The sequence below is a fragment of the Vallitalea pronyensis genome, from assembly GCF_018141445.1.
GTDB classification, from domain to species: Bacteria; Bacillota; Clostridia; order Lachnospirales; family Vallitaleaceae; genus Vallitalea; species Vallitalea pronyensis.
The window spans coordinates 1224894-1246005 of sequence record NZ_CP058649.1 but is presented as its reverse complement, the minus strand read 5'-3'; the positions used below and the strand labels follow the sequence as shown (position 1 = coordinate 1246005).

Genomic DNA, 21112 nt, shown 5'->3' with positions numbered 1-21112 from the left:
ATCATGATAAATGTATGCCATAAGATGCCCATTTCTCATCCACCATTTTCTTAATATCTTGACTCATTTCGATATCGTTAGGCCATTCCCGCTGATGCCCCTCACTTTTTAATTTCTTAGTAGCATCTATACCCAATCGATAACCATATAAAGCCGTATTGGACGAATGATCAAGAGCATCCAAAGGTCCTTCATTGATGACTAAATCTCGATGAGGATCAATATTATTAAAGACCTTCCAAGCTACCGTTGATAAATCATGAGGGTCTACTTGCTCATCAACCACAACAATCATCTTGGTGTACATCATCTGCCCTAACCCCCACATGGCACTCATCACTTTCTGAGCATGCTTTGGATAGGATTTTTTAATGGATACAATCACACAATTATGAAAAACACCTTCTAGTGGAAAATTATAGTCCACGATCTCAGGTACCATTAACTTGATAAGCGGCAAGAAAAAACGTTCCGTCGCTTTTGCTAGATAGCAATCTTCCATAGGGGGTTTCCCAACAATGGTCGTAGGATACACAGGCTCCCTACGCCGTGTGATCTTCTCAATATGAAAAACGGGATATATATCTGCTAAGGAATAATAGCCGGTATGGTCGCCAAAAGGCCCTTCTAAGCGCATTTCCTCTAAGTCCACATACCCTTCCAAGATAAACTCAGCATTAGCGGGTACGTAGAGATCATTTGTTACACATTTAACAATATTGACGGCATCTTTTCTCAAAAATCCTGCGAACATCATCTCATCAACCATCTTAGGTAATGGTGCTGTAGCCGCATACATAATCGCTGGATCACAACCTAATGCCACAGACACAGGCATCTTTTTCAACCCTAAGTCCCGATATTTTTTATATATTTCTCGACCATCTTTATGCAAATGCCAATGCATGCCTGTGGTTTTACTGTCGTACACTTGTAGACGATACATCCCCATGTTTTGTTGTCCTGTTTCAGGATCTTTCGTGATTACCAAGGGTAACGTGATGTAACGCCCACCGTCTTCTGGCCAACATTTTAAAATAGGAAGCTGATCAAGGTCAGGCTCTTCTACGACTTCTTGGCATATGGCTCTTTTCACTTTCTTAGGAAACACATGAAGCATACGAGTTAATCTTGGAATGGACTTGATCTGGCTGATAATGCCTAGATAGTTGCCCATATTGACTAACTCACCGATTTCGTTACCAATATCATCAAGATCCTCTACTTCAAAAGCCATATGCAGTCGTTCATAAGAACCCACAGCATTAATGAGTACAGGGTATGGCGAATGTTTCACATTTTTAAACAGCAAAGCTCTGCCATTTTTCTTGGATACACGATCTGCAATCTCTGTTATCTCTAACACACTATCCACACAGGTCTCTACCACATCCAATTGTTCTTTTTTCTCTAATGCTTTCATAAATGCTTGTAAATCTTTATATGCCATGTTATTCAATCCTTCCTTCTAAGGAATCTCCTGGATAGGATACCATCTATTTTACTGTATGTACCCACTCGCCTTATTTTTCAGTACACCTGCTTGTCCCTCATGAAATTGCCATCATGCTATCTTTGTCTATCTAAACAGTCGGTTCAAATAAGGCAATAAATACCCAACCGTTATACCTACAAGCACACCTGTTATAATACCTGATACCGCTAAAACAGGGAAATAAGATGCAGCTACATCAACACTATTGGTTATGATTGCAATCACGATTAACTGCCCTATATTATGGTTGACTGCGCCAACAACACTCACCCCTATGGTACTCACTTTCTCTTTTCCAATTCTTAACAAACAATACATGACAACAAGACTTAGTAAACCACCAGATAAACTAAACCAAAACGTTTGAAAACCTACAAAAAAACAATTTAAAATGACTCTAAGCATCACCAATAACAACGCTTCGTGAAAGGTCAGCAAGTAAAGACTTGCTAAGGTTACAATATTAGCTAAACCCAGTTTTACACCTGGAATAGGCAGAATAACGCCAAATGACCTTTCCACATAACTCAGTACAAGTGCAAAGGCAATGAGCATTGCAATGAATACCATCTTTTGTACTTTTGAAAGCTGTTTTATTCTATTCGGATATGGCATCGACTTCCTCCTCCACATCCCCTGCAATCTCAACATACACACGATTAGGCAAACATACAATCCGGTTTCCCACTTGGCCAATAAAACCAACTTTTTCACAAAGATGGTCTGGACAATTGGCATGGACCATTTCTGCACCATGATCATGTATACTAACCACATTTGTCCCATATTTTGTCTTAATTGTAATTTCTTTTTCTTCGTTAATGGGCACTGTCTTATATAGTTCACCATCTACGTATATGTTAGCTACAATATGCTTGGTGTCTATTTGACTGATGCGGTATTGATTTAATACATATAAAACCCCAGCAACAATCAGTACACCAACAATTATATAGATGTCATTTCGTTTCATAAGGCAACCAATCCTTTCTTGGCATACGTGTGTAAACTTGATACGAATCCTCTATTCTACATGGAAGATATTCATGGGCTTGTATTTATTCCTCTATCATTTCCATTATTATAACATATCTGGGTATTATTTTCACAATCACACCTTACGAAATCTGGTTTTATGGAACAATGGATGATAAAACCTGTATTCAACAAAGAAAGCAAAGGGATTACCTTTACTTTCTATAGTTTATCCAAACGCTATAGGACACTAACATATTGAACACAATATTTTTGAAGCCCAACATTTTAATGGGTCGTTGTTAATCAAAATAGAGATAGGATTTCCGAACAATCCCTATCTTCTTCCACCGTTTTTTTAACCATGGCAAGATATAATAATCCAGTCCAAACATAGAACCTGAGCCGCCTATAAGTGCGATACTACCGAAGAAATACCAGAGTATGGAGGCATCTGACATACCTGTTAATGTAATCATTACGGTTAAACCTGCACTTACAATGGACCAAACGAACGTAAATAAACCAATAATGAGACATGCACCCAGTACAATCTCCGTGATAACCATCACCGTTTGAAACGCCACTGCATTAGGTGCCACAATATTATCAATGATCCACTGCATAAAACCTGGTACATTTTTTATAAGGGGTTCACCATATTGGCTGACTTGTTCGCCTACTTGTGTTGCTGCTGTCACCGCATCTGTTGCTGTGGCTACTGCGCCACTTGCTGCTGTCACCGCATCTGTTGCTGTTGCTGCTGCGCCACTGGCTGCTGATACGGCATCTGTTGCTGTTTCTACTGCGCCACTGATGGTTGATGCGGCATCAGAAGCAATCATCTTAGCTTCTTTTAACCAACCTTCATCAATCTTTTTGAACCCTTCTATCATCCACATGACACCTAAATAAACCCTAAATGGTAAAAGGAAGAAATTAGGGGATGCTTTTGAGAAATGACCACCTACAAAGCTTCTCCGATCTTTCACATGGAAAAATTCATGGAGCATATATGAAAATGTTCGGTTAACACCTGCAATCTTAAAGAGATACACCATGTTAATCAGGTGCTTCATTAGCATGGCTAACCAACCAGATAGAGCAACAGGTTTCTTAGCACCTATATTCGCCACACCATATCTGGAACCGATGGATACCATAAAACCACGGATATTGGATTTAAATTTTTCTTTTTCTTTCCCTGTAATATCAGCGTGAATATTATGCACAGCCGTCTCTGCTGTTTGATGAGCTGCCTCAACAATCTGAGGAACAGGATGATGATCTTCTTCAAAATATGCGTTATCACCAATAAGATACACATGGTCATCATCAATGGACTGCATGTATGCGTTGACTTGTACCCGACCTTTTTTGCCCATAGTCAGCCCTAAATTGGCTCCAAATGAACAACCCATGACACCAGCTGTCCAAATAACGGTATGGGTATGCACAATCTGTCCACCAATAGAGGCATAGGTTTTATCTACCTTTTCAATTGGGCTGTCCAGCAGCACATTGACACCCATTTTATAGAGTCGTCGCGTAGCTTTATGAATCAGTTTATCTGGCAGTATCGGTAATATTTTAGGTAATATATCCACGATGGATACATTTATTTCTTCTCTATCCACTTTGAACTCATGGGCTAGGACTTTGGTCCATTCAACCAACTCCCCAACCATCTCTACACCTGTAAAACCTGCCCCGGCAACAATAAAGTTAAGGAGACTTTTACGCTTTTTGGGGTTGGTTTCTTTTACGGCTTCTCGAAACATATGAAGAATGTGTTCACGTATTCTTACAGCATCTTCATAGGACCATAGTGTCATCGCATGTTCACTTACCCCTTCAATGCCATAGTCACAAGGTTCACTACCTGTACCAATCACTAAATAATCGTATGAGAATGTTATATCATCTTTGGACCGAAGTTCTTGCATTTCAAAATCAATGGACGCAATATCGGCCTGTATAAAGTCCACTTTACGTTTAGCAAAGATTTTACGAATATCCACTCTTATAGCATCTTCATTCGTACGATGACCAGCAACCTCATGAAGCTCTGTCATAAGTGTGTGGTAAGGTTTACGGTCTATCAACGTTATCTCAACGGTATCATCTTTTCTAAATTTTTTGTGAAGTAACTTGCCTGCATGAACCCCTGCATAGCCAGCACCTAAGATTATAATACGTTTTTTCACGTCGGTGTTCCTCCTTGAAAGATATCATATATAATGGCATATACTATGTTAAAAAATTAACTGTTAGCGGTATAAGTTATTGCATGTTCTTGCACCAGTATATCATAAAATATACGATAAAAGCCTTTTTGCACATTTTGTAACTTTTGTTAACGGTTTTGGTTATTGACATCTTAGGCTTTGTAGTATAATTTAATACCATTAGCTTTTTTATCCTCTGTAAAACGTAGTTGAAAGGATGTTTTCATGAACAAAATAAAAATCTACCTACTAACAGTATTAACCATCAGCATCTTGATTATGTTTGCAGGATGTTCAAAAAAAGAACCCACCACGTTAACCATTGGTGTTTTGCCTAATCTGGATAGTATTCCCATGATTCTTGCTAAAGAAAATGGCTATCTGGGTGAACACATTGAACTGTCTTATTTTAAAAGTGCTGTGGACAGAGATACAGCTTTGCAGACAGGGAATATTGATGGTACAGCTTCTGACTTATTATCTGCTATCTTCTTAAAAGATAATCAATTTGATATGCAGGTGACATCAAAAACACAGGGAGCCTTTGCTATTGTTACAACCCCTGGTTTACAAGCTGATGCTATAAAAGCAGATACTTCTATTGGCATATCCAGCAACACCATCATTGAATATCTGACCGATATCTATGCCTTAAGTCAAGACATGGGATTAAATAAAGTAGCAATACCTAAGATGCCTACTCGATTAGAAATGCTTCAACATGGTAAAATTGACTTAGCTATGCTACCAGAACCTCTGGCTCATGCTGCTGTTCTTAATGGTGGTACCTATGTCACAACCAGTGATGCCATTGGTACAAACCCAGCAGTGATGATTTTCTCACAAGCATCCATTGATAAAAAGGCTGGCCTCATATCTGATTTTTATCGTGGATATAATCAGGCCGTTGATTATATAAAAGATACAGACCGTGAGACTTATATGGATGTGGTCATGGAAAAAGCTGGCTTTCCGCCAACAACACGTGATACCCTTACGTTGCCTGCTTATGAGCATGCAAGCTTACCTGATGAATCGGAACTTGAACGTGTGAATAAATGGATGCTAGAAAAAGAATTGACTAAGCAGACGTATACATTTGACGATATGGCAACTCCTCAATTTATTGAATAAGAACAATCATAAAAGGGGCCGTTTCATAAAAGCAAAAAGCTAACCATCAACTTGCTCTTATGAAACTGCCCCTCACTTAATCTCCTGTTATATAATCAACCTTCATAAGGTTATACCGTCTCGATAAATTTTAATATATCCATATAAACTTCCATATAGTTGGTTTCATTAAGAATCTCATGACGACCTTCGTCATAGAGTTTTACTTGTACGCGATATCCGCATGTAATGTAATCCTTGCTGACTTTGGTAACACCTTTTCCCATGTTTCCTACAGGGTCTTTGGTACCAGAAATGATAAATAACGGTAATGTTTTTGGTGTTTTTTTAATATTTTCTTTATGAGAGATGTGTTCCAATCCTGCCAATAAATCCATATAAAATTTAGCTGTGCATACAAAGCCGCATCGCTCATCATCCACATAACAGTCCACTTGCTTCTTATCTCGACTTAACCAATCATAGGCTGTCCGATTGGGAGCAAAGTTTTTATTAAAGCTGCCAAAGCTTAGTTGATTAAGCAACGAGCTGTAATGCCGTGGTCCTTTCACAGCACATATGGCTTTAGCTAATAAGTAACCCACTTTACCTAATATACCTTTTGTTGCGCTTGTGCCACTTATAATAACACCTTTTACTTCATGACCATACTGTTGTATATACCCTCTTGTAATCAGTGAGCCCATACTATGCCCTAAAATAAAAAAATGCTCTTTAGGATGATGTTCCTTTATATAGGAAGTAACATGATGTACTTCATCCACAACATGCTGCCACCCTTGATCATCATGAAAAAACCCCAGATCCTCTTCTTGGTCAAGGCTTTGTCCATGTCCTCGATGATCATGTGCATAGACCCCATATCCGTTGTGCGTTAAAAAGGTAGCAAAATCCCTATAGCGCAGGCAATGTTCGGCCATTCCATGAACTATTTGAATAACGCCTTTTATATCTTCTGCATGATCAGGCAGCCAACTTACTACAAATATCTTATGTCCCTCTAAGCCGTCGATTTTAAAAGTTCTTTCTTTCATCCAATCACTCCAGCCTTTATCATTCTTTTTTACAAATGTGGGTCAACCTTCTCTACATAGCTTATTGCTCGATGTCGAATATAGGTATCTAATTGTTTATTGCTTAGAAAATCCATCTTATCGGCCAACATAAAACCACCAGCCATCTCATTATGTCCTCCTCCAACACCTTTATCATGGATGATATAGCGTACTAAGGTATTGGCCTTTACTTTGCTCATCTCACTACGAATGGAGAACTTCACCCCATCACTTCGTTTAGCATATGCCACCACCACAAGAACACCTTCTATGGTATTCACCATATCACTTATGGTACCTAACAAGGAATCATTACAGTTCACAATATGAACAAACCCAAGATACCCATAGATTTCTACACTATCTAAGGCTTTTGCATAGGCTATTAGATCGGATTTCACAATTTGATTGAGCTTCAGGGATTTAATGAGTCGAATGTCGGCTTGGTTATATAAAAAGTAAAACATAGCAATGTCTAAGTCACTTACACGTCTTGTTAGATTATCGGTATCCATCATGATGCCATACAATAAGGCTGTTGCCACATTAATGGGTATTGGGATATCCTCTTCTTGGAAGTACGCCGTTATAATGGAGGCACATGCACCTACCTGTGGTCTTATGTCCTGATAAAGGTAATCACACGTATCCTGGGTGACTTCATGATGGTCAACAACCAAACGATTTTCATAAAATAGATTGGTGATATTGGAATGACCAATTTGCGAATCCACCAGTATCACATAGTCTTTTTTATCATATTGGATTGTATCTTGTACGGTCATCTCAATGCCAAACAGTTCTACCATCTTTTTGGAATTAGCCTTTTCAATGGTTTCCACATGTATAATGTTTGATTCAATACCCTTATAAGCTAATAATGTTTTCAACCCAAAACTACTGGCAATAGCATCTGGATCGGGTATATTATGAGGTTGTATATACACCTTTTCTGCATCTTTTAGTTCTTTAAGGATTCGACATACATGATGCTTCATATCTTACCCCCTACACATGGTTTATGTTAAACCTAGTAATTTTTTATCTTTATGATGTATTGCGTCTTTATCAAGAATAATGTCTGGACTGCTTACAGGTTTCGTTTCATCGGCTGGCGTTGTCTTAACCGGTTGTTCTTCCTGACTATTCTGTATTGGGCTAGGGGAATCAGATGGTCCATTATCTGATTCATTGAACTCTTGTATATCCACGTTTTCCTGTTCCTCAGGTAGTGACTCTATATAATTTGGATTATTGGGTTCTACCTTGTCATCTTGTATGATTTTTGTGAAAGCTTTTAAACAGACATTACTTTGTAGAATGTCTTCCGTGTCATCCCACTTTTCCCCATCATAACTCATATACCCTTCCCCATCTTCAATGTCTACTTGGTCAATCCATTTAACATCCCGATTGAACTCAGCTGCTATAGGGAATTTACTGCCTGGTGTGGTTATCTTAACGACCACAGCAAATTTTTGATTTTTTTTCAAGGTTATGGGTTTTGATAAGGGTATGGTATAATACCCTTTAAACTCTTTGAACCCCTTTTCCACAGCAACCATACGTGAAAAATCAGGTTTTCCTTTAAAATCCTCTACCACATAAACTTCATATTTTGAATGCATGCCTGTGGTATAAAAACTGACTGCTGCTAACGCTTCTTGGTTATCACCTGTGGTATAGGCATTAGAAAAATAAGCTGTATCTGTATTAAAACCAATGTTGCCCACTAGACCTAACCAATCAGATTGATAGATTTTATCGTAATTATCAGGCTCTTCTATACCACTATACACCATGGTCTGAGAGCCGATATAAACGTCTTCATAGGACATATAAAAATAACCTTCTTCACCAAAATCTATGCCAAAGCTGTTTTTACATATGAACGCACCATTTTCCTTGGGCTGAATCTTAAAATTTTCTTTGGGATAGTTATCATCCCATCCAACAATCACCACATCATGGTTAATGGTTTTGGTGCCATTATAAAAGTAGGCATATGTATCTTGATTATAGTAGGGACTATGATGTATATCATCTGTGAAATCCCAATAAATGGATGTATGTAACCCACCATAAGCTTTAACCGTATCTTTAATCATGTTCTTATCTTTTGATGGTAAAAAGAAGGCTTCTTGTAGATGTTTCACACTTTTTGTATTTTCTGGTGACTGACCATCACCATATTCATCATCTCTTTCATATATAGGTCCAGACCATCTTGCAAAATAAGCTAAAGCCAGCATGAAATCGCCACCTTCATCTTGGGTTAAATTATAGCCATGGCCTAAACTCATATTGTCCTCTGAGAAATCAAAATGTTCCCCAGTTCTTGTTAATAATGTGGATTCCATAGCGCCAAGAGCTGCAAAAGCCCAACATGTTCCAAGGTCACCTTGATTTTTTACAGACGTTACATTCCCTTCTTCCCTCAGATCATATCGTGAGTCGCCTGCATCATAATCACGCGTATAAATAACGACTTCTCGGTTATGCCCATCCCAAATCACTTCACATCCAAAAGCTTCCATAACGACTCGGATAGGCAAATATGTACGTTTATTCACAATAACAGCTTGGGTATCATTATCTATTTTCTTACCATTTCGATAAATATAATTTTCCCCAATCGGTACATGAACGGTTATACCTCCATGCATAATACTGACTAGGCCTGCTTCACCATCCCAATAAACTTCCGCTCCATATTGCTCCAAAGTTAATCGTAATGGAACCATCGTTCTGTTATTCTCGTCAATATATGGTTTCCCATATTCATCATTATATGCAATATACACGTTATCAAGGCTTACAGCTACTGCTGTTTCGGTTGCCGACACTGTTGAGGGTATAAAGCATACAATAACAATCATACTTACCACTAAGTTTCGAATATACTGATTAAGTTTCAAGCTCCAACCTCTTTTCACTATAATTTAGTAAAACCCCACATATCCCCAATTTATTTATTTTCTTCTTGGCGGTTTATCACCAAAATACTGGTATAGATTTGCTTTCATCATACCCGTGTAAAGTTTTCTCTTTTTATCTGCTTTCTTACCATAGTAGCGCTCAAAATCATCAAAGGATGTGATAATATAGTAAGACCAGTTATCCAGATGATCAAAAGCCACTTTCATTTCTTTATATAATGCCATAACGGACTCTTTGTCTTCTAGACGTTCACCATAAGGTGGATTGGTAATGACAAAACCGTACTTCTTAGGGTGCCGAATCTGACGCATATCTCTTTCTTGCAGATGAATCACATGATCAACACCAGCATTCTTGGCATTTTCTCTTGCCAATTTCAATACCTTATAATCCATGTCATAACCGGATATGGAAAATTTGCTTGTGGTATCCATCACGTCATTGGCTTCATCAACAGCTCTTAGCCATAATTTAGGTGGTATAATATGCTTCCATGCTTCTGCTTCATATTCGCGATTAAGACCTGGTGCCATATTCATGGCTATCATAGCGGCCTCGATAGGAATGGTGCCGCTGCCACAAAAAGGGTCCACTAAGATGCGCTCCTTATTCCAAGGCGACAGCTGTATCATTGCCGCTGCCAAGGTTTCACTAATAGGTGCTTTACTGGTTAACGTACGATAACCTCTTCTGTGTAAAGCTTCTCCACTGGCATCCAGACAAATGGACACCCGATCTTTCTTAATAAAGACCCTCAGAGGGTAATGTGCACCATCTTCTTTAAACCAATTTACGCCATGGATTCTTTTTAAGCGCTCTACCATGGCCTTTTTAATAATGGACTGTATATCCGATGGACTAAATAACTTGGATTTTATAGAAGCTACTTTTTTAACCCAGAACTTGCCATCTTGTGGTATCCATCTCTCCCAAGGCAAATCTTTCGTCTTTTGAAATAATGCTTCAAAGCTGGTTGCCTCAAAATCTCCAACCTTTATCATGACCCTTTCAGCTGTTCTAAGCCAAAGGTTAGAACGACAAATACCCAATTCATCAGCTTCATATGTGATACGACCATCTTCCACTTCTTTAATGGTATAGCCCAAATCCATTATTTCCTTTTTTAGTACAGTTTCCACACCAAAGATGCAGGGTGTGGTTAACTCAATATATGACATGTTTAATACTCCTAACTTCTTTCACTTATCATGTGTATCTCTATTATTAGCATAAGTATTCAAGGTATACACCTCTTGAATGCCCTGTTCATATGATAGTAAACTTTTTACAGTTGAACTATCTTCATTATACGGGAAAAAGTATGGTAACACAATATTGTAGCATTAAATCTTTGTTACAAATCATGAAAATTACAGATTAATCTTTCTATCGCCTTGAAGAAAAATTTAATATGTGCTAACATTGTGTCGTATGGGAATACTTCCCAATAAGACAATAACAAAGGGACTACGTTATACCTTGGGAAGCAAGGTGTTTCGTTAAGAACGTATCTTGATGCATATGAAAACGCGTCTATTTTCATATGCTACGTTCAAAGAACTTTATGATAAGAGAAAAATGAAGGAGATATTCTATGGAAAATGAAAAGCGGGCAAACATTTTTGTTAAGTTTATAAAAAGCTTTACAGACTTTGAAGTCTATCGCCAAATACGGCGTGAAAGCACAGGTAAAGCTATCGGGTATTTAGTTTTACTGTCTGTGGTCTTGGGTATAATATACGCTGGTGTTTTAGCAAATAAAACAAACGAATCCATTAATCAGACCATCACATTCCTTGAATCAGATGATGCACCTGCTATTGATATTCAAAACGGTCGTCTGCATGTGGAAATGGATGAACCTTATGTATATCGACAAGACAAAGATTTGATCTTTATTTTAGATATGGAAAGCATGTATGATCTCAATGATTTAGCTGGATATGACGTAGGATACCTAATCACCCCAGAACGTATTATTATCTTCCAAGCTGGTAGTCCGCCGATACCTTTTGATTTCAGCACCTTGGAAGATATGCATATTGATAAATACAAAGTCATTGAATTCTTACACACCATGAAAGGCTTATTGTTTGGTACATTATTTGTCGTTATTATTATTGGTACACTTTTATTGAAGTTTCTTGAGAGTTTATTTGCAAGCATCATCGGACTCATTATGAATTCCATTATGAAGACACCTTTTACCTTTAATGAATTATATAAGATTGGCATCTACGCCTTAACCTTGCCATCCCTTATCATTGTACTCATTAATAGCTCCTTAATGCCAATAGCCTTTGGTATTAAGATACTACTCTACTATGGTCTAATTACCATCATTGTCCATGTAGCTCTAAAACATCTAAGAAACAACCATGATGAACCTACTACTAGAAATGTTATGGATGGGACAGACTAGAACAAAGCGACTACGTCGCGTCTTGCGAAGCAAGTTGTTGCGTTAGGAAAGTTTCCTTGACGCATATAAAAACGCTTCTATTTCATTTGTTAAATTGAGAACTTTCCTTTAAGATTTAATAAGGTAAGGGCTGTGTCCAAAGTAAGCATGTACTTTGATGACACAGCCCTATTTAATTGCCTTAATGATTTATATATCTAAGGACTTAATAACATGTCCGTCAAAATCCTTTACCATAAACCGATTATTTTCCCAGATTCCATAACTGTTTGGGTAGTCCTCTTTTGGTAAGGAGATGGACCCTGGATTCATGATATATTTCCCAGAAACCTCTTTCGCTACAGGTATATGGGTATGCCCATGAATAAGCATGTCACCATCTTGTAATGGAGGCATATTGCCTTCATTAAATCCATGCCCATGAGTTGCAAAAATTCTTCTTGTTCCATCAAAGATAATGGTATAGTCACTCATCATTGGAAATTCCAATACCATTTGGTCTACTTCACTGTCACAATTTCCTCGAACCGCTACTATCTTATCCTTATATTGATTCAGTAATAGAAGCACTTTACTTGGCGCATAATCCTTGGGTAATGGATTTCTGGGTCCATGATATAATAAATCGCCTAATAAAACCATATAATCTGCCTTTTCCTCTTTAAATTTTTCTATGGCTTTATCCGCATAATAGTTTGAGCCATGAATATCTGAAACAAACATTAATTTCACAACAATCACCTTCCAATTCTGTAATAGGGTTATTATTCCATATAATTCTATTAGCGTCAATAGCCTTATAAAATATCCTATATTACCCTCTGTTTTTCATTCCATTATTCACTAATATATGATAGAATAATAGCGTTATACTAGACGACTAAGGAGGTGTCTATTTGACTCAAACTCAGATCATCTTAATTTTTATTTTGCTGTTAGGTGTTGGTCTCAGTTTATCAGCTAATAATTATATACATAGTCTTGTTATTAACATCTTCTTATATCATGACCCTCTTTCCATTATTGCAACACGTGTGATAGGCCTTGTCTTAATCGTAAGTTCACTGTTGTTCATTATCGGTATGTATGATATTTGTTTAATCATTCTATCCGTGGTTTTCATTACATTCACCTTTTTGGTTATTCGTGGCAAAACCAAAGCTCAACGATTAGCACGCCAACGTGAACAAGAGCTTATTAAAATACATAAAAATGAAATTCAGGCCCGTATGCATCGCATGCAACAACTTAGAAATAAAATGGATAACAAGCAAAAAATGCGTCACGTTAGCCCCCTTTCGCGCATGAATCGTAAATGGGATGACGGAAGACCAACGAATCAAGAGATTATTGATGAATTCCGCAAATGAGTGTCTATAGCCAGGTCAAAACTTTCAGGGGTTTATAGGATGCTGAAAAAGAGAACCTATAAGGTTCTCTTTTTCTGGGTAATAATGAGAGGGGATTCTCTATTATTTTTTGCGCTCATGCCTCATGTCTTCAATTATGTCCTATATCTGCTTTTATCTATGTAAAAATTGTGTCCTATGTTTGTACTTCATGATGTTGTTTATAATGTTTTATGTTAATCTTGTTGTTTCATGTAGAATTATACACCCAGCAGATGTCTTCTGTTTGTTTCTGTTATGTTCTTTATGTGTCTTTTGACTGAAAGCTACATTTTTTTATGTGATAACTATGAACAGGACATAAAACTAAAAAAAGAGAACCAAGCACTTGATTCTCTTTCTTCTGGGTTATAATGAGAGGGGATTCTCTATTATATTTTTGTGCGTTTATACGCGTCTGTCAAATATGATGTCGTCCTTGATGTCATATTATGTCTAATGTTATGTCGTCAATTAGAATTATATAGAAGAAGAGTGTAATCCTTTTGTATTTAATTTGTCTTTTATGTGTCCTTTTCTTCCTTTTTTTACAGAAAGAAGCTTTAATTTCTTTTTTTCTCTATCTTTACGTCTATTATTACCTAAACCATGGTGTTAATTCTAAAACTTTTATTTTACTTATTGCTATTTTGGTCAAAAGTGGTATAATAGAAGTAGAGATATAAGGTTTTTACCACTTATCTTTAGACCATTTTGGTATAAAGTTAATAAATATAATCGAGGTGAAGTGAACATGATTCATAATAAACGCAACGCTAATGTTATCTATGCTTTTAAGAAAGACTCTTTAATCTTAAGAGATCTATTAGCCACTGACCGGACTTTTTTAGCCAATGAAAGAACCTTATTGGCTTATATACGAACAGCTCTTAGCTTAATCGTAGCAGGTTCATCTTTTATTAAATTCTCTAATGATTTGCTAATTGAAATTATTGGTTATGTATTCGTTCCACTTGGTGTTGTCATTGGGTTCATTGGGCTGTATCGTTTTATAAAAACCAGTAAAGATTTAAAGAAAATTAAGAAAGCCGCAAACTACAAAATTCATTAATCATCATCTATTGTAATTTATCTCTTAAAAACATATGAGCCGCCCCTAAGGCAATGGCATTATCCTTATAGGCTCCTCCTCTTACAAATACAATAGAATGACCATCCTTCAAGACGCTTTTTTCAATATAGGTGATGACCATATGGTAAAATATATCTGAAAGGTTCATCATGGGTCCACTTAAGATTATTTTTTCTGGGTTGACAAGGGTCACATAGTTAACCAATCCTATTCCCAATATACGTGCTGCTGATGCTAAAACATCTTGAGCAAGTTCTTCGCCATGGTCACCAGCACGGATGATATCCCCATAAGTTATTTGGCTTATGGGTTTTTTAATGTTTGTTTCTCGTCCTAATTTCAGGTAGCTGCGGTACTTTTTTTCAATGGCAAGTATGGACGCATAGCATTCCACACACCCATATTGTCCACAATAACATGGCTCACCATCAAAGTTAACCACCATATGCCCAAAAGCATCGTTAGAATTGTGTATGGTTGATATAATTTTTCCGCCTGCCATGACACCTGTACGTATACCAATACCACAATTCACATAAACAATATTCTTGTATTCAATTAAGGATCGTGATACATACTCCCCATAAACAGCTGTATTGGCTCCATTGTCAATAACCATGTTAATACCCAGGGCTTTTTCTAACATGTTTTTTATGGGTACATTGGTCCAACCTTTTGCATAAAAATTATTTGGCTTGTGGATGATCCCTTCTCTTGGGTCTAAAGGACCAATGGTGCCAAGACCTCCACCTAATATGGATTCCTTTTTAAGACCTAGTGACCGCAGTCCTCTAAGATATAGTTTCTTAATACATTCTACAGTTTTATAGGGGGTCATATCATGCTTCATTTCAAACTCTTTATCAAATAGAATTTCTCGCTTAAGATTAGTGATAATCACCTTAGAATATGTTCTTGAAATATCGATCCCCACAAGATAATATGCCATAGGGTTCACATCAAAAAGCGCAGGCTTCCTGCCACCTGTTGAAGCTTGCTCCCCTATTTCTACAATGAGTTTAGCATGTATGAGTACTTGAATGGAACGGTTTAATGTGGTCAACTTCATGTGGGTATATTCTATAATTTTTTTCTTCGTTAATGGCCCAAACCTTAGAATCTTTACAAAGACATTTTTATTATCATCTGTTAGTGCTTCCATATTCGCATAATAGTCCATTTCGTCCACATCCTCATACGATCTTAATGACATCATATTACCATAATTCTATATATTCGTCCATACAAGAAAATACTTCCAACACGTTTAACATAGGAATTTTAGATCATACATGAATCTATGTGAATCAATTTGACAAGGTATAGAAAGAGAATGGAAAAAAAGCTGCCTAAGGCAGCTTTTTACATGGGTTGCTTATTTTAATGCATCTTCATTTATTTCAACTTTATATTTCTCTTTTAATACATTCACATTCTCGCTGTATACCTCTTGCTGCTTACCTCTTACTAAGGTTTGCTTTATTTGCTCAGCTACTTGGTCATAAGGTTTTACAGCCGCTTCTCTTTTCTCTTCCACAAGTATAAGATGATAGCCAAATTGTGTTTTAACAATATCGCTAACCGTACCCACGTCTAACGTAAAAGCTGCTTGATCAAATTCTGGAACCATTCTTCCTTTGCCAAAGAATCCTAAGTCGCCGCCTTTTTCTTTTGAAGGACATGTGGAATAAGCTTTGGCTGCTTCATCAAATGTCTTTTCACCCTTTGCAATTTCTTCTTTGATGGCTTTGGCTTTATCTTCTTCAGCAACAAGAATATGCTTAGCTCTTACTTCTTCAGAAGCAACGAAACTGTCTTTGTTCTTTTCATAATGAGCTTTCATCTCTTCGTCACTTACTGTGATGTTTTCTAAAAGTTTTTGTACAGCATATCTTTGAAGTAAACTGTGTTTAGCTTCTTCAAGTATTTGCTTAAATTCTTCTTCTTGGTCTAACTGCTGTTCAGAAGCGCTTAAATAGAATAACTCGCTTGATACAATCTCATCTAATAATTTTTTTCTTCCTTCTTCTGTACTCACTTCCATCATTTGTTGTTGTGGTAAAGAACGCATAATGTTCATGAGATGTTGTTTTGTAATTTCAATGTCTTGTACTCTTGCTAATACATTACTATCCATGGGTAATCTCCTCTATTTATTATTATTTTTTTGTTATCGCCATGATTTCGTGCTTTTAGGAGTATCCCTATGATACTCTCAACACCTATCATAGTATAACTGCTATTATTTTGCAATATCTATAGAAGAAATAAATCATTTATAGTATAATCCAAGAAAAGGAGTTGAATAAAATGGAAATAAAATCAACAGGTTTTGGTGTGACAAAAGCCGGTGAAGAAGTAACCAAATATACACTTTATAACGACCATGGTGCCAGTGTCAGCATTTTAAACTATGGTGGTATTATCACGGATATAATGGTTCCTGATAAAAATGGACATGTCGAAAGCGTTGTTCTAGGTATGGATTCCATTGAAGCATATGAAGAAAAATCCCCCTATTTCGGTTGTATTGTAGGACGTATAGCTGGTCGCATATCCGGTGCATCTTTTGATATGGATGGTACCACTTATGCCTTAGCCGCTAACAATAACGGACATGCCTTACATGGTGGTTTACAAGGCTTTGATAAAGTTATATGGCAATGTACCGAAATAATGGATGGGGATGCTGTCTCTCTATCCCTTAATTACTTAAGTAAAGATGGTGAAGAAGGCTTTCCTGGCAATCTGGATGTGCAGGTGACTTATCGTTTTACAAACGATAACGCATTAGAAATTTTCTACAAAGGAACGACGGATAAAAAAACCATTGTGAACATGACGAATCATTCTTATTTTAACCTTGCAGGTAATGGAAAAAGAGATATATTGGGCCAAGTATTAATGCTTGATGCTGATAAATATGGTCTTGTAGATTCTGACATCATTCCTGCTGGTATAGCTGATGTAGCAGGCACTGCATTTGATTTTCGTACTCCTAAAAAAGTGGGACAAGACTTAACCAATGATGAAGAACAGCTTACTTACGCAGGTGGTGGTTATGATCATCCATTTATGTTAAAGGACCATGATGGTGTAAAAGCTTCCTTATATGATGCTGAAAGTGGTCGTTATATGGACATGTTTACGGATCAGAAATCTGTGGTTGTCTATGCATGCAATCAAATGGAAGAAGGCATACCATTATCCCATGGTGCCATAACAAAACCCCATCTTGCCGTTTGCCTGGAAACACAGTATTATCCCGATGCCATTAATCAATCCTGCTTTGAAAGTCAGTTTTTAGAGCCTGGTGAAACCTATGAGGCTTATACCATGTATCGTTTTTCAATTAAATAATGGCTGTTTCTGGTATTATTATATAGGATGGTTAAATGACTATCACTATCTTTATTAACGAGAAATGCTTCATAAAAAGACAGGCTTATCCTTAGCTATAACCTCTGCATAGTCGTTATAACGCCATGGATAAGCCCGTTTTTATGTTGAAGAATCATTCTATCTCTTCCTGTTCCATGTGGTTATGTTGTCTGTGCTTCGATTCTTTATAGTAAGCACTTAGTTTTCGTAGGTTATAGCTCCATAAAAAGATAACAAAAGGTATAAAGAACATCAGTAAGCGTTCACTTTGAGCCATTAAAATATAATTATAGATACCATGTAATAGAATGGGCATATAAAGGGATAGTTTTAAATAGTGTTTTTTTTGAAGGTTATTATTCGTGTATTTAGCCAGTGATAAATAGTACCCCATGGTTATGGCGAAAAGCATGTGTGCTGGTACTGAAAAAATGGCCCGTTGAAAACCAATGGTAGGTATATGTGCATACCGAAACACCACATACAGTACATTTTCTACGGTAGCAAATCCCAAAGAAACCATCACGGCATAGACAATCCCATCTAATTTTTCATTAAAGGCTGGGTGGTGATAGGCTACTTTTAATACAACCCATCGCTTTGCCCATTCTTCTGTCAAACCAGCGACGATGAAAGAAGTATACAAGGCGGCTAAATGACCGTTCCATATATTCATGTTATCCAATACCCTTTCAATGAACATGACAGGAATGATACTAAGAGCTCCTATAACAAATAATTTGATTAAGAGATGTAGTGGTTCTCTATCGTATCGATCTGTAAAGTAAATGATGAGGGCAAGGGCAATACTTGGTGTTATAGCAATAAGATATAAATCAATATCCAAAGGTCATCCTCCTTGTTGTCGTCAGTGCTTAATATTTAGCATATGATTGTATTATAGCATAAAATATATTATAATATAGCTGTAAACTAGCTGTTTATTAGCTTTCAATTAGTTATACAGCATTGTTATATTGTATGTCCTACTATTAATATAATAAAATATGGAGTATTCTATGCAGAATGCTTATTGACGAAGGGGAGATATACATGGATAAAAGACTGTACCGTTCTAGAGAAAATCATGTTATTGGCGGTGTATGCGGCGGTTTAGGTGAATATTTTAATATTGACCCGACTGTTGTTCGCATTGTTTTTGTTATTGGTTTTTTTACTTGGGGTTTTGGAGTATTCGCTTATATAGTAGCTATGCTTATTATGCCTGAGAGACCTAAAAATATGACTGGTGATTATGTGTATGATGAGCATGGAAATGACCAGCATCAGCCTGCTCAGTATTCATCGCGGAATTCACGATTGATTTTAGGTATTATTCTTATTATTTTTGGTGGTGTATCCATTGCTGAAAAGATTTTTCATTGGTTTGATTTTGATTTGCTTTGGCCTGTGGCGCTTATTGGTTTTGGGTTTATTATTCTTACTCGGGATCGGAAGTAGGTGGATAAAGGATTTTGGTTGAAGTTCTGTTTTTTTGAAGTAGAGTTTTGTGATTAGAAATGTTTTGTTATTTTTAGAAAAGATTTTTATGGCTTGAGGTTTGGGCTGTTTCTATAAAAGCATTGTTGTTGGCTTGAGGTTTCTGGATCATGTTATAGGTTAAGCTTTTCAGACACCTAAACGTCCGTGTTTAGAGTGTCTGCGCTCCGCCGTCCGTGGCTGCGCTCTTCGCTTAACCTATAACATGATCCTATGGTAATGACGTGATGCTTTTATGAGACAGCTTTTTTGATGTTGACGTATATGGTTGATTTGGGGTAAGTTTAGTAATTATAATTTACATAGGTATATAGGTATGAGAACTTTCTATAAAAATCTTGGACCATATTAGGATAGTCTGGATTTATAGTCTTCATAGGTAAATTCTCTTATAATTTGGATGCCTTGATCGTCCATGAGGGCGATCAATGGTAGGTTGATGCCGTTGAACATGTTGTTCTTGACCATGGTGTAGTGTGCCATGTCGGTGAATATGAGTTTGTCTCCGTTTTTGAGTGGATGGTCAAAGGCATAATCGGCGATGATGTCGCCTGCTAGGCATGTCATGCCGCCTATTCGGTAGGTATAGGGTTTTTGTTCTGGTTTGGCTGAATGGATGATGTGTGGTCGGTAGGGCATTTCGATGACGTCGGGCATATGGCAGGCTGCGGAGGAATCAATGATGGCAATGTCCATGCCATTATGGACGATATCGAGAACAGATGTGACGAGATAGCCGCAGTTTAAGGCTACTGCTTCACCTGGTTCTAGGTACACCATGATGTTGTATTGGTTTCGTATACGGTTGATGAGTGTAATAAGACGTTCTACATCGTAATCGTTTCGTGTGATGTGATGACCGCCACCGAGATTTAACCATTTCATGTGGTAGAGGTACTTGCCGAATTTTTCTTCCACTACGTTTAGGGTACGTTCTAGGGTATCCACCTGTTGTTCACACATGGTATGAAAATGGAGGCCTTCTATGCCTTCTAGGTCTTGGTGAGTAATTTTTTTCTCTAGGGTGCCTAATCGGGAATGAGGTGCGCATGGGTCGTAGATTGCTGTTTCTACTTCGGAGTATTCGGGGTTGACCCTTAGGCCACATTGGATTGGCTTTTTGGCATTTTTGATGCGTGCTTTGAATCGGTTGTACTGACTTATGGAGTTAAAGACAATATGGTCGCATGTTTGAAGAACATGGTCGAATTCATCATCACGGTAGGCTGGTGCATAGATGTGCACTTCTTTGTTCATGTATTCTGCGCCTAATTGTGCTTCAAAAAGAGAACTGGATGTGATGCCTGCTAAGTATTCCCCCACAAGAGGGAATACGGCATGCATGGAAAACCCTTTTAAGGCTAATAAAATTTTACATCCTGTTTGGTCTTGTACATATTTTAATGTTTCTAGATTTTTGGTTAATAAGCGTTTGTCCACAATGTACGCTGGGGTTTTAATACTTTTTATAAGTTTTATGTCTTTTTCATTCATCATTCAT

At 37.2% G+C, this 21112-nt stretch carries 18 protein-coding genes and 1 pseudogene; 6 read left to right on the top strand and 13 right to left on the bottom strand.

Going from position 1 to position 21112, the window contains the following annotated elements; translation table 11 throughout:
- Nucleotide 1: 1 nt before the first annotated feature.
- From HZI73_RS05150 to HZI73_RS05135, 4 genes are all read right to left on the bottom strand, one after another.
- Nucleotides 2–1450: a menaquinone biosynthesis decarboxylase gene (locus tag HZI73_RS05150; RefSeq protein ID WP_212697191.1), complete on the bottom strand. Its 1449-nt coding sequence runs from the start codon at nucleotides 1448–1450 to the stop codon at nucleotides 2–4.
- 129 nt (nucleotides 1451–1579) lie between these two features.
- A complete protein-coding gene (locus HZI73_RS05145; RefSeq protein WP_212697190.1) occupies nucleotides 1580–2110 on the bottom strand; it encodes a Gx transporter family protein in 531 nt (176 codons plus the stop codon).
- Nucleotides 2094–2468, bottom strand: coding sequence for a NusG domain II-containing protein (locus HZI73_RS05140; RefSeq protein WP_212697189.1), 375 nt, complete (start codon nucleotides 2466–2468; stop codon nucleotides 2094–2096). Before HZI73_RS05140 ends, HZI73_RS05145 begins: the two co-directional genes overlap by 17 nt.
- Before the next feature lie 304 nt (nucleotides 2469–2772).
- Entirely contained in the window at nucleotides 2773–4677 is a 1905-nt protein-coding gene (locus tag HZI73_RS05135) for an FAD-dependent oxidoreductase (RefSeq protein WP_212697188.1), read from the bottom strand.
- Nucleotides 4678–4923: 246 nt separating this feature from the next.
- Here HZI73_RS05135 and HZI73_RS05130 point away from each other — a divergent pair, with 246 nt between their 5' ends.
- Nucleotides 4924–5832, top strand: a complete 909-nt coding sequence (locus tag HZI73_RS05130) for an ABC transporter substrate-binding protein (RefSeq protein ID WP_212697187.1) — start codon at nucleotides 4924–4926, stop codon at nucleotides 5830–5832.
- Nucleotides 5833–5942: 110 nt separating this feature from the next.
- Here HZI73_RS05130 and HZI73_RS05125 read toward each other — a convergent pair whose 3' ends face one another.
- The 4 genes from HZI73_RS05125 to HZI73_RS05110 are packed head-to-tail and all read right to left on the bottom strand — an operon-like array spanning nucleotide 5943 to nucleotide 11005.
- Nucleotides 5943–6866: an alpha/beta fold hydrolase gene (locus HZI73_RS05125; RefSeq protein WP_212697186.1), complete on the bottom strand. Its 924-nt coding sequence runs from the start codon at nucleotides 6864–6866 to the stop codon at nucleotides 5943–5945.
- A 29-nt stretch (nucleotides 6867–6895) separates the two neighbouring features.
- Nucleotides 6896–7885 (bottom strand): DHH family phosphoesterase, encoded by a 990-nt coding sequence (locus HZI73_RS05120; protein WP_212697185.1) that lies wholly within the window; start codon nucleotides 7883–7885, stop codon nucleotides 6896–6898.
- Between the two features lie 21 nt (nucleotides 7886–7906).
- Nucleotides 7907–9805 carry a lectin like domain-containing protein gene (locus tag HZI73_RS05115; protein WP_212697184.1) on the bottom strand — a complete coding sequence of 633 codons (1899 nt, stop codon included), beginning with the start codon at nucleotides 9803–9805 and terminating at the stop codon, nucleotides 7907–7909.
- A 54-nt stretch (nucleotides 9806–9859) separates the two neighbouring features.
- Nucleotides 9860–11005, bottom strand: a complete 1146-nt coding sequence (locus HZI73_RS05110) for a THUMP domain-containing class I SAM-dependent RNA methyltransferase (protein ID WP_212697183.1) — start codon at nucleotides 11003–11005, stop codon at nucleotides 9860–9862.
- Between the two features lie 416 nt (nucleotides 11006–11421).
- Here HZI73_RS05110 and HZI73_RS05105 point away from each other — a divergent pair, with 416 nt between their 5' ends.
- Nucleotides 11422–12249 (top strand): DUF1189 domain-containing protein, encoded by an 828-nt coding sequence (locus HZI73_RS05105; protein ID WP_212697182.1) that lies wholly within the window; start codon nucleotides 11422–11424, stop codon nucleotides 12247–12249.
- 189 nt (nucleotides 12250–12438) lie between these two features.
- Here the strand turns inward: HZI73_RS05105 and yfcE are convergent, their stop codons facing one another.
- Nucleotides 12439–12981 carry a phosphodiesterase gene (gene yfcE / locus HZI73_RS05100; protein ID WP_212697181.1) on the bottom strand — a complete coding sequence of 181 codons (543 nt, stop codon included), beginning with the start codon at nucleotides 12979–12981 and terminating at the stop codon, nucleotides 12439–12441.
- 164 nt (nucleotides 12982–13145) lie between these two features.
- Here yfcE and HZI73_RS05095 point away from each other — a divergent pair, with 164 nt between their 5' ends.
- Nucleotides 13146–13619, top strand: coding sequence for a hypothetical protein (locus HZI73_RS05095; protein WP_212697180.1), 474 nt, complete (start codon nucleotides 13146–13148; stop codon nucleotides 13617–13619).
- Nucleotides 13620–14391: 772 nt separating this feature from the next.
- Entirely contained in the window at nucleotides 14392–14709 is a 318-nt protein-coding gene (locus HZI73_RS05090; protein ID WP_212697179.1) for a DUF202 domain-containing protein, read from the top strand.
- 7 nt (nucleotides 14710–14716) lie between these two features.
- Here HZI73_RS05090 and HZI73_RS05085 read toward each other — a convergent pair whose 3' ends face one another.
- Nucleotides 14717–15910 carry an ROK family protein gene (locus HZI73_RS05085; RefSeq protein WP_212697178.1) on the bottom strand — a complete coding sequence of 398 codons (1194 nt, stop codon included), beginning with the start codon at nucleotides 15908–15910 and terminating at the stop codon, nucleotides 14717–14719.
- Nucleotides 15911–16105: 195 nt separating this feature from the next.
- A complete protein-coding gene (locus HZI73_RS05080; RefSeq protein WP_212697177.1) occupies nucleotides 16106–16867 on the bottom strand; it encodes a peptidylprolyl isomerase in 762 nt (253 codons plus the stop codon).
- 173 nt (nucleotides 16868–17040) lie between these two features.
- On the opposite strand from HZI73_RS05080, the gene HZI73_RS05075 reads away from it, so the two are divergent.
- Nucleotides 17041–18090: an aldose epimerase family protein gene (locus tag HZI73_RS05075; protein WP_212697176.1), complete on the top strand. Its 1050-nt coding sequence runs from the start codon at nucleotides 17041–17043 to the stop codon at nucleotides 18088–18090.
- 154 nt (nucleotides 18091–18244) lie between these two features.
- Here HZI73_RS05075 and HZI73_RS05070 read toward each other — a convergent pair whose 3' ends face one another.
- Complete coding sequence (locus HZI73_RS05070; RefSeq protein WP_212697175.1) at nucleotides 18245–18958, bottom strand: PrsW family glutamic-type intramembrane protease; 714 nt, start codon at nucleotides 18956–18958, stop codon at nucleotides 18245–18247.
- A 206-nt stretch (nucleotides 18959–19164) separates the two neighbouring features.
- Between HZI73_RS05070 and HZI73_RS26810 the strand changes: the two are divergent.
- Nucleotides 19165–19347, top strand: a pseudogene (locus HZI73_RS26810) (PspC domain-containing protein); the annotation flags it as partial.
- A gap of 612 nt (nucleotides 19348–19959) precedes the next feature.
- Here the strand turns inward: HZI73_RS26810 and nspC are convergent.
- Nucleotides 19960–21108 carry a carboxynorspermidine decarboxylase gene (nspC, locus tag HZI73_RS05060; protein WP_212697173.1) on the bottom strand — a complete coding sequence of 383 codons (1149 nt, stop codon included), beginning with the start codon at nucleotides 21106–21108 and terminating at the stop codon, nucleotides 19960–19962.
- Nucleotides 21109–21112: the final 4 nt, after the last annotated feature.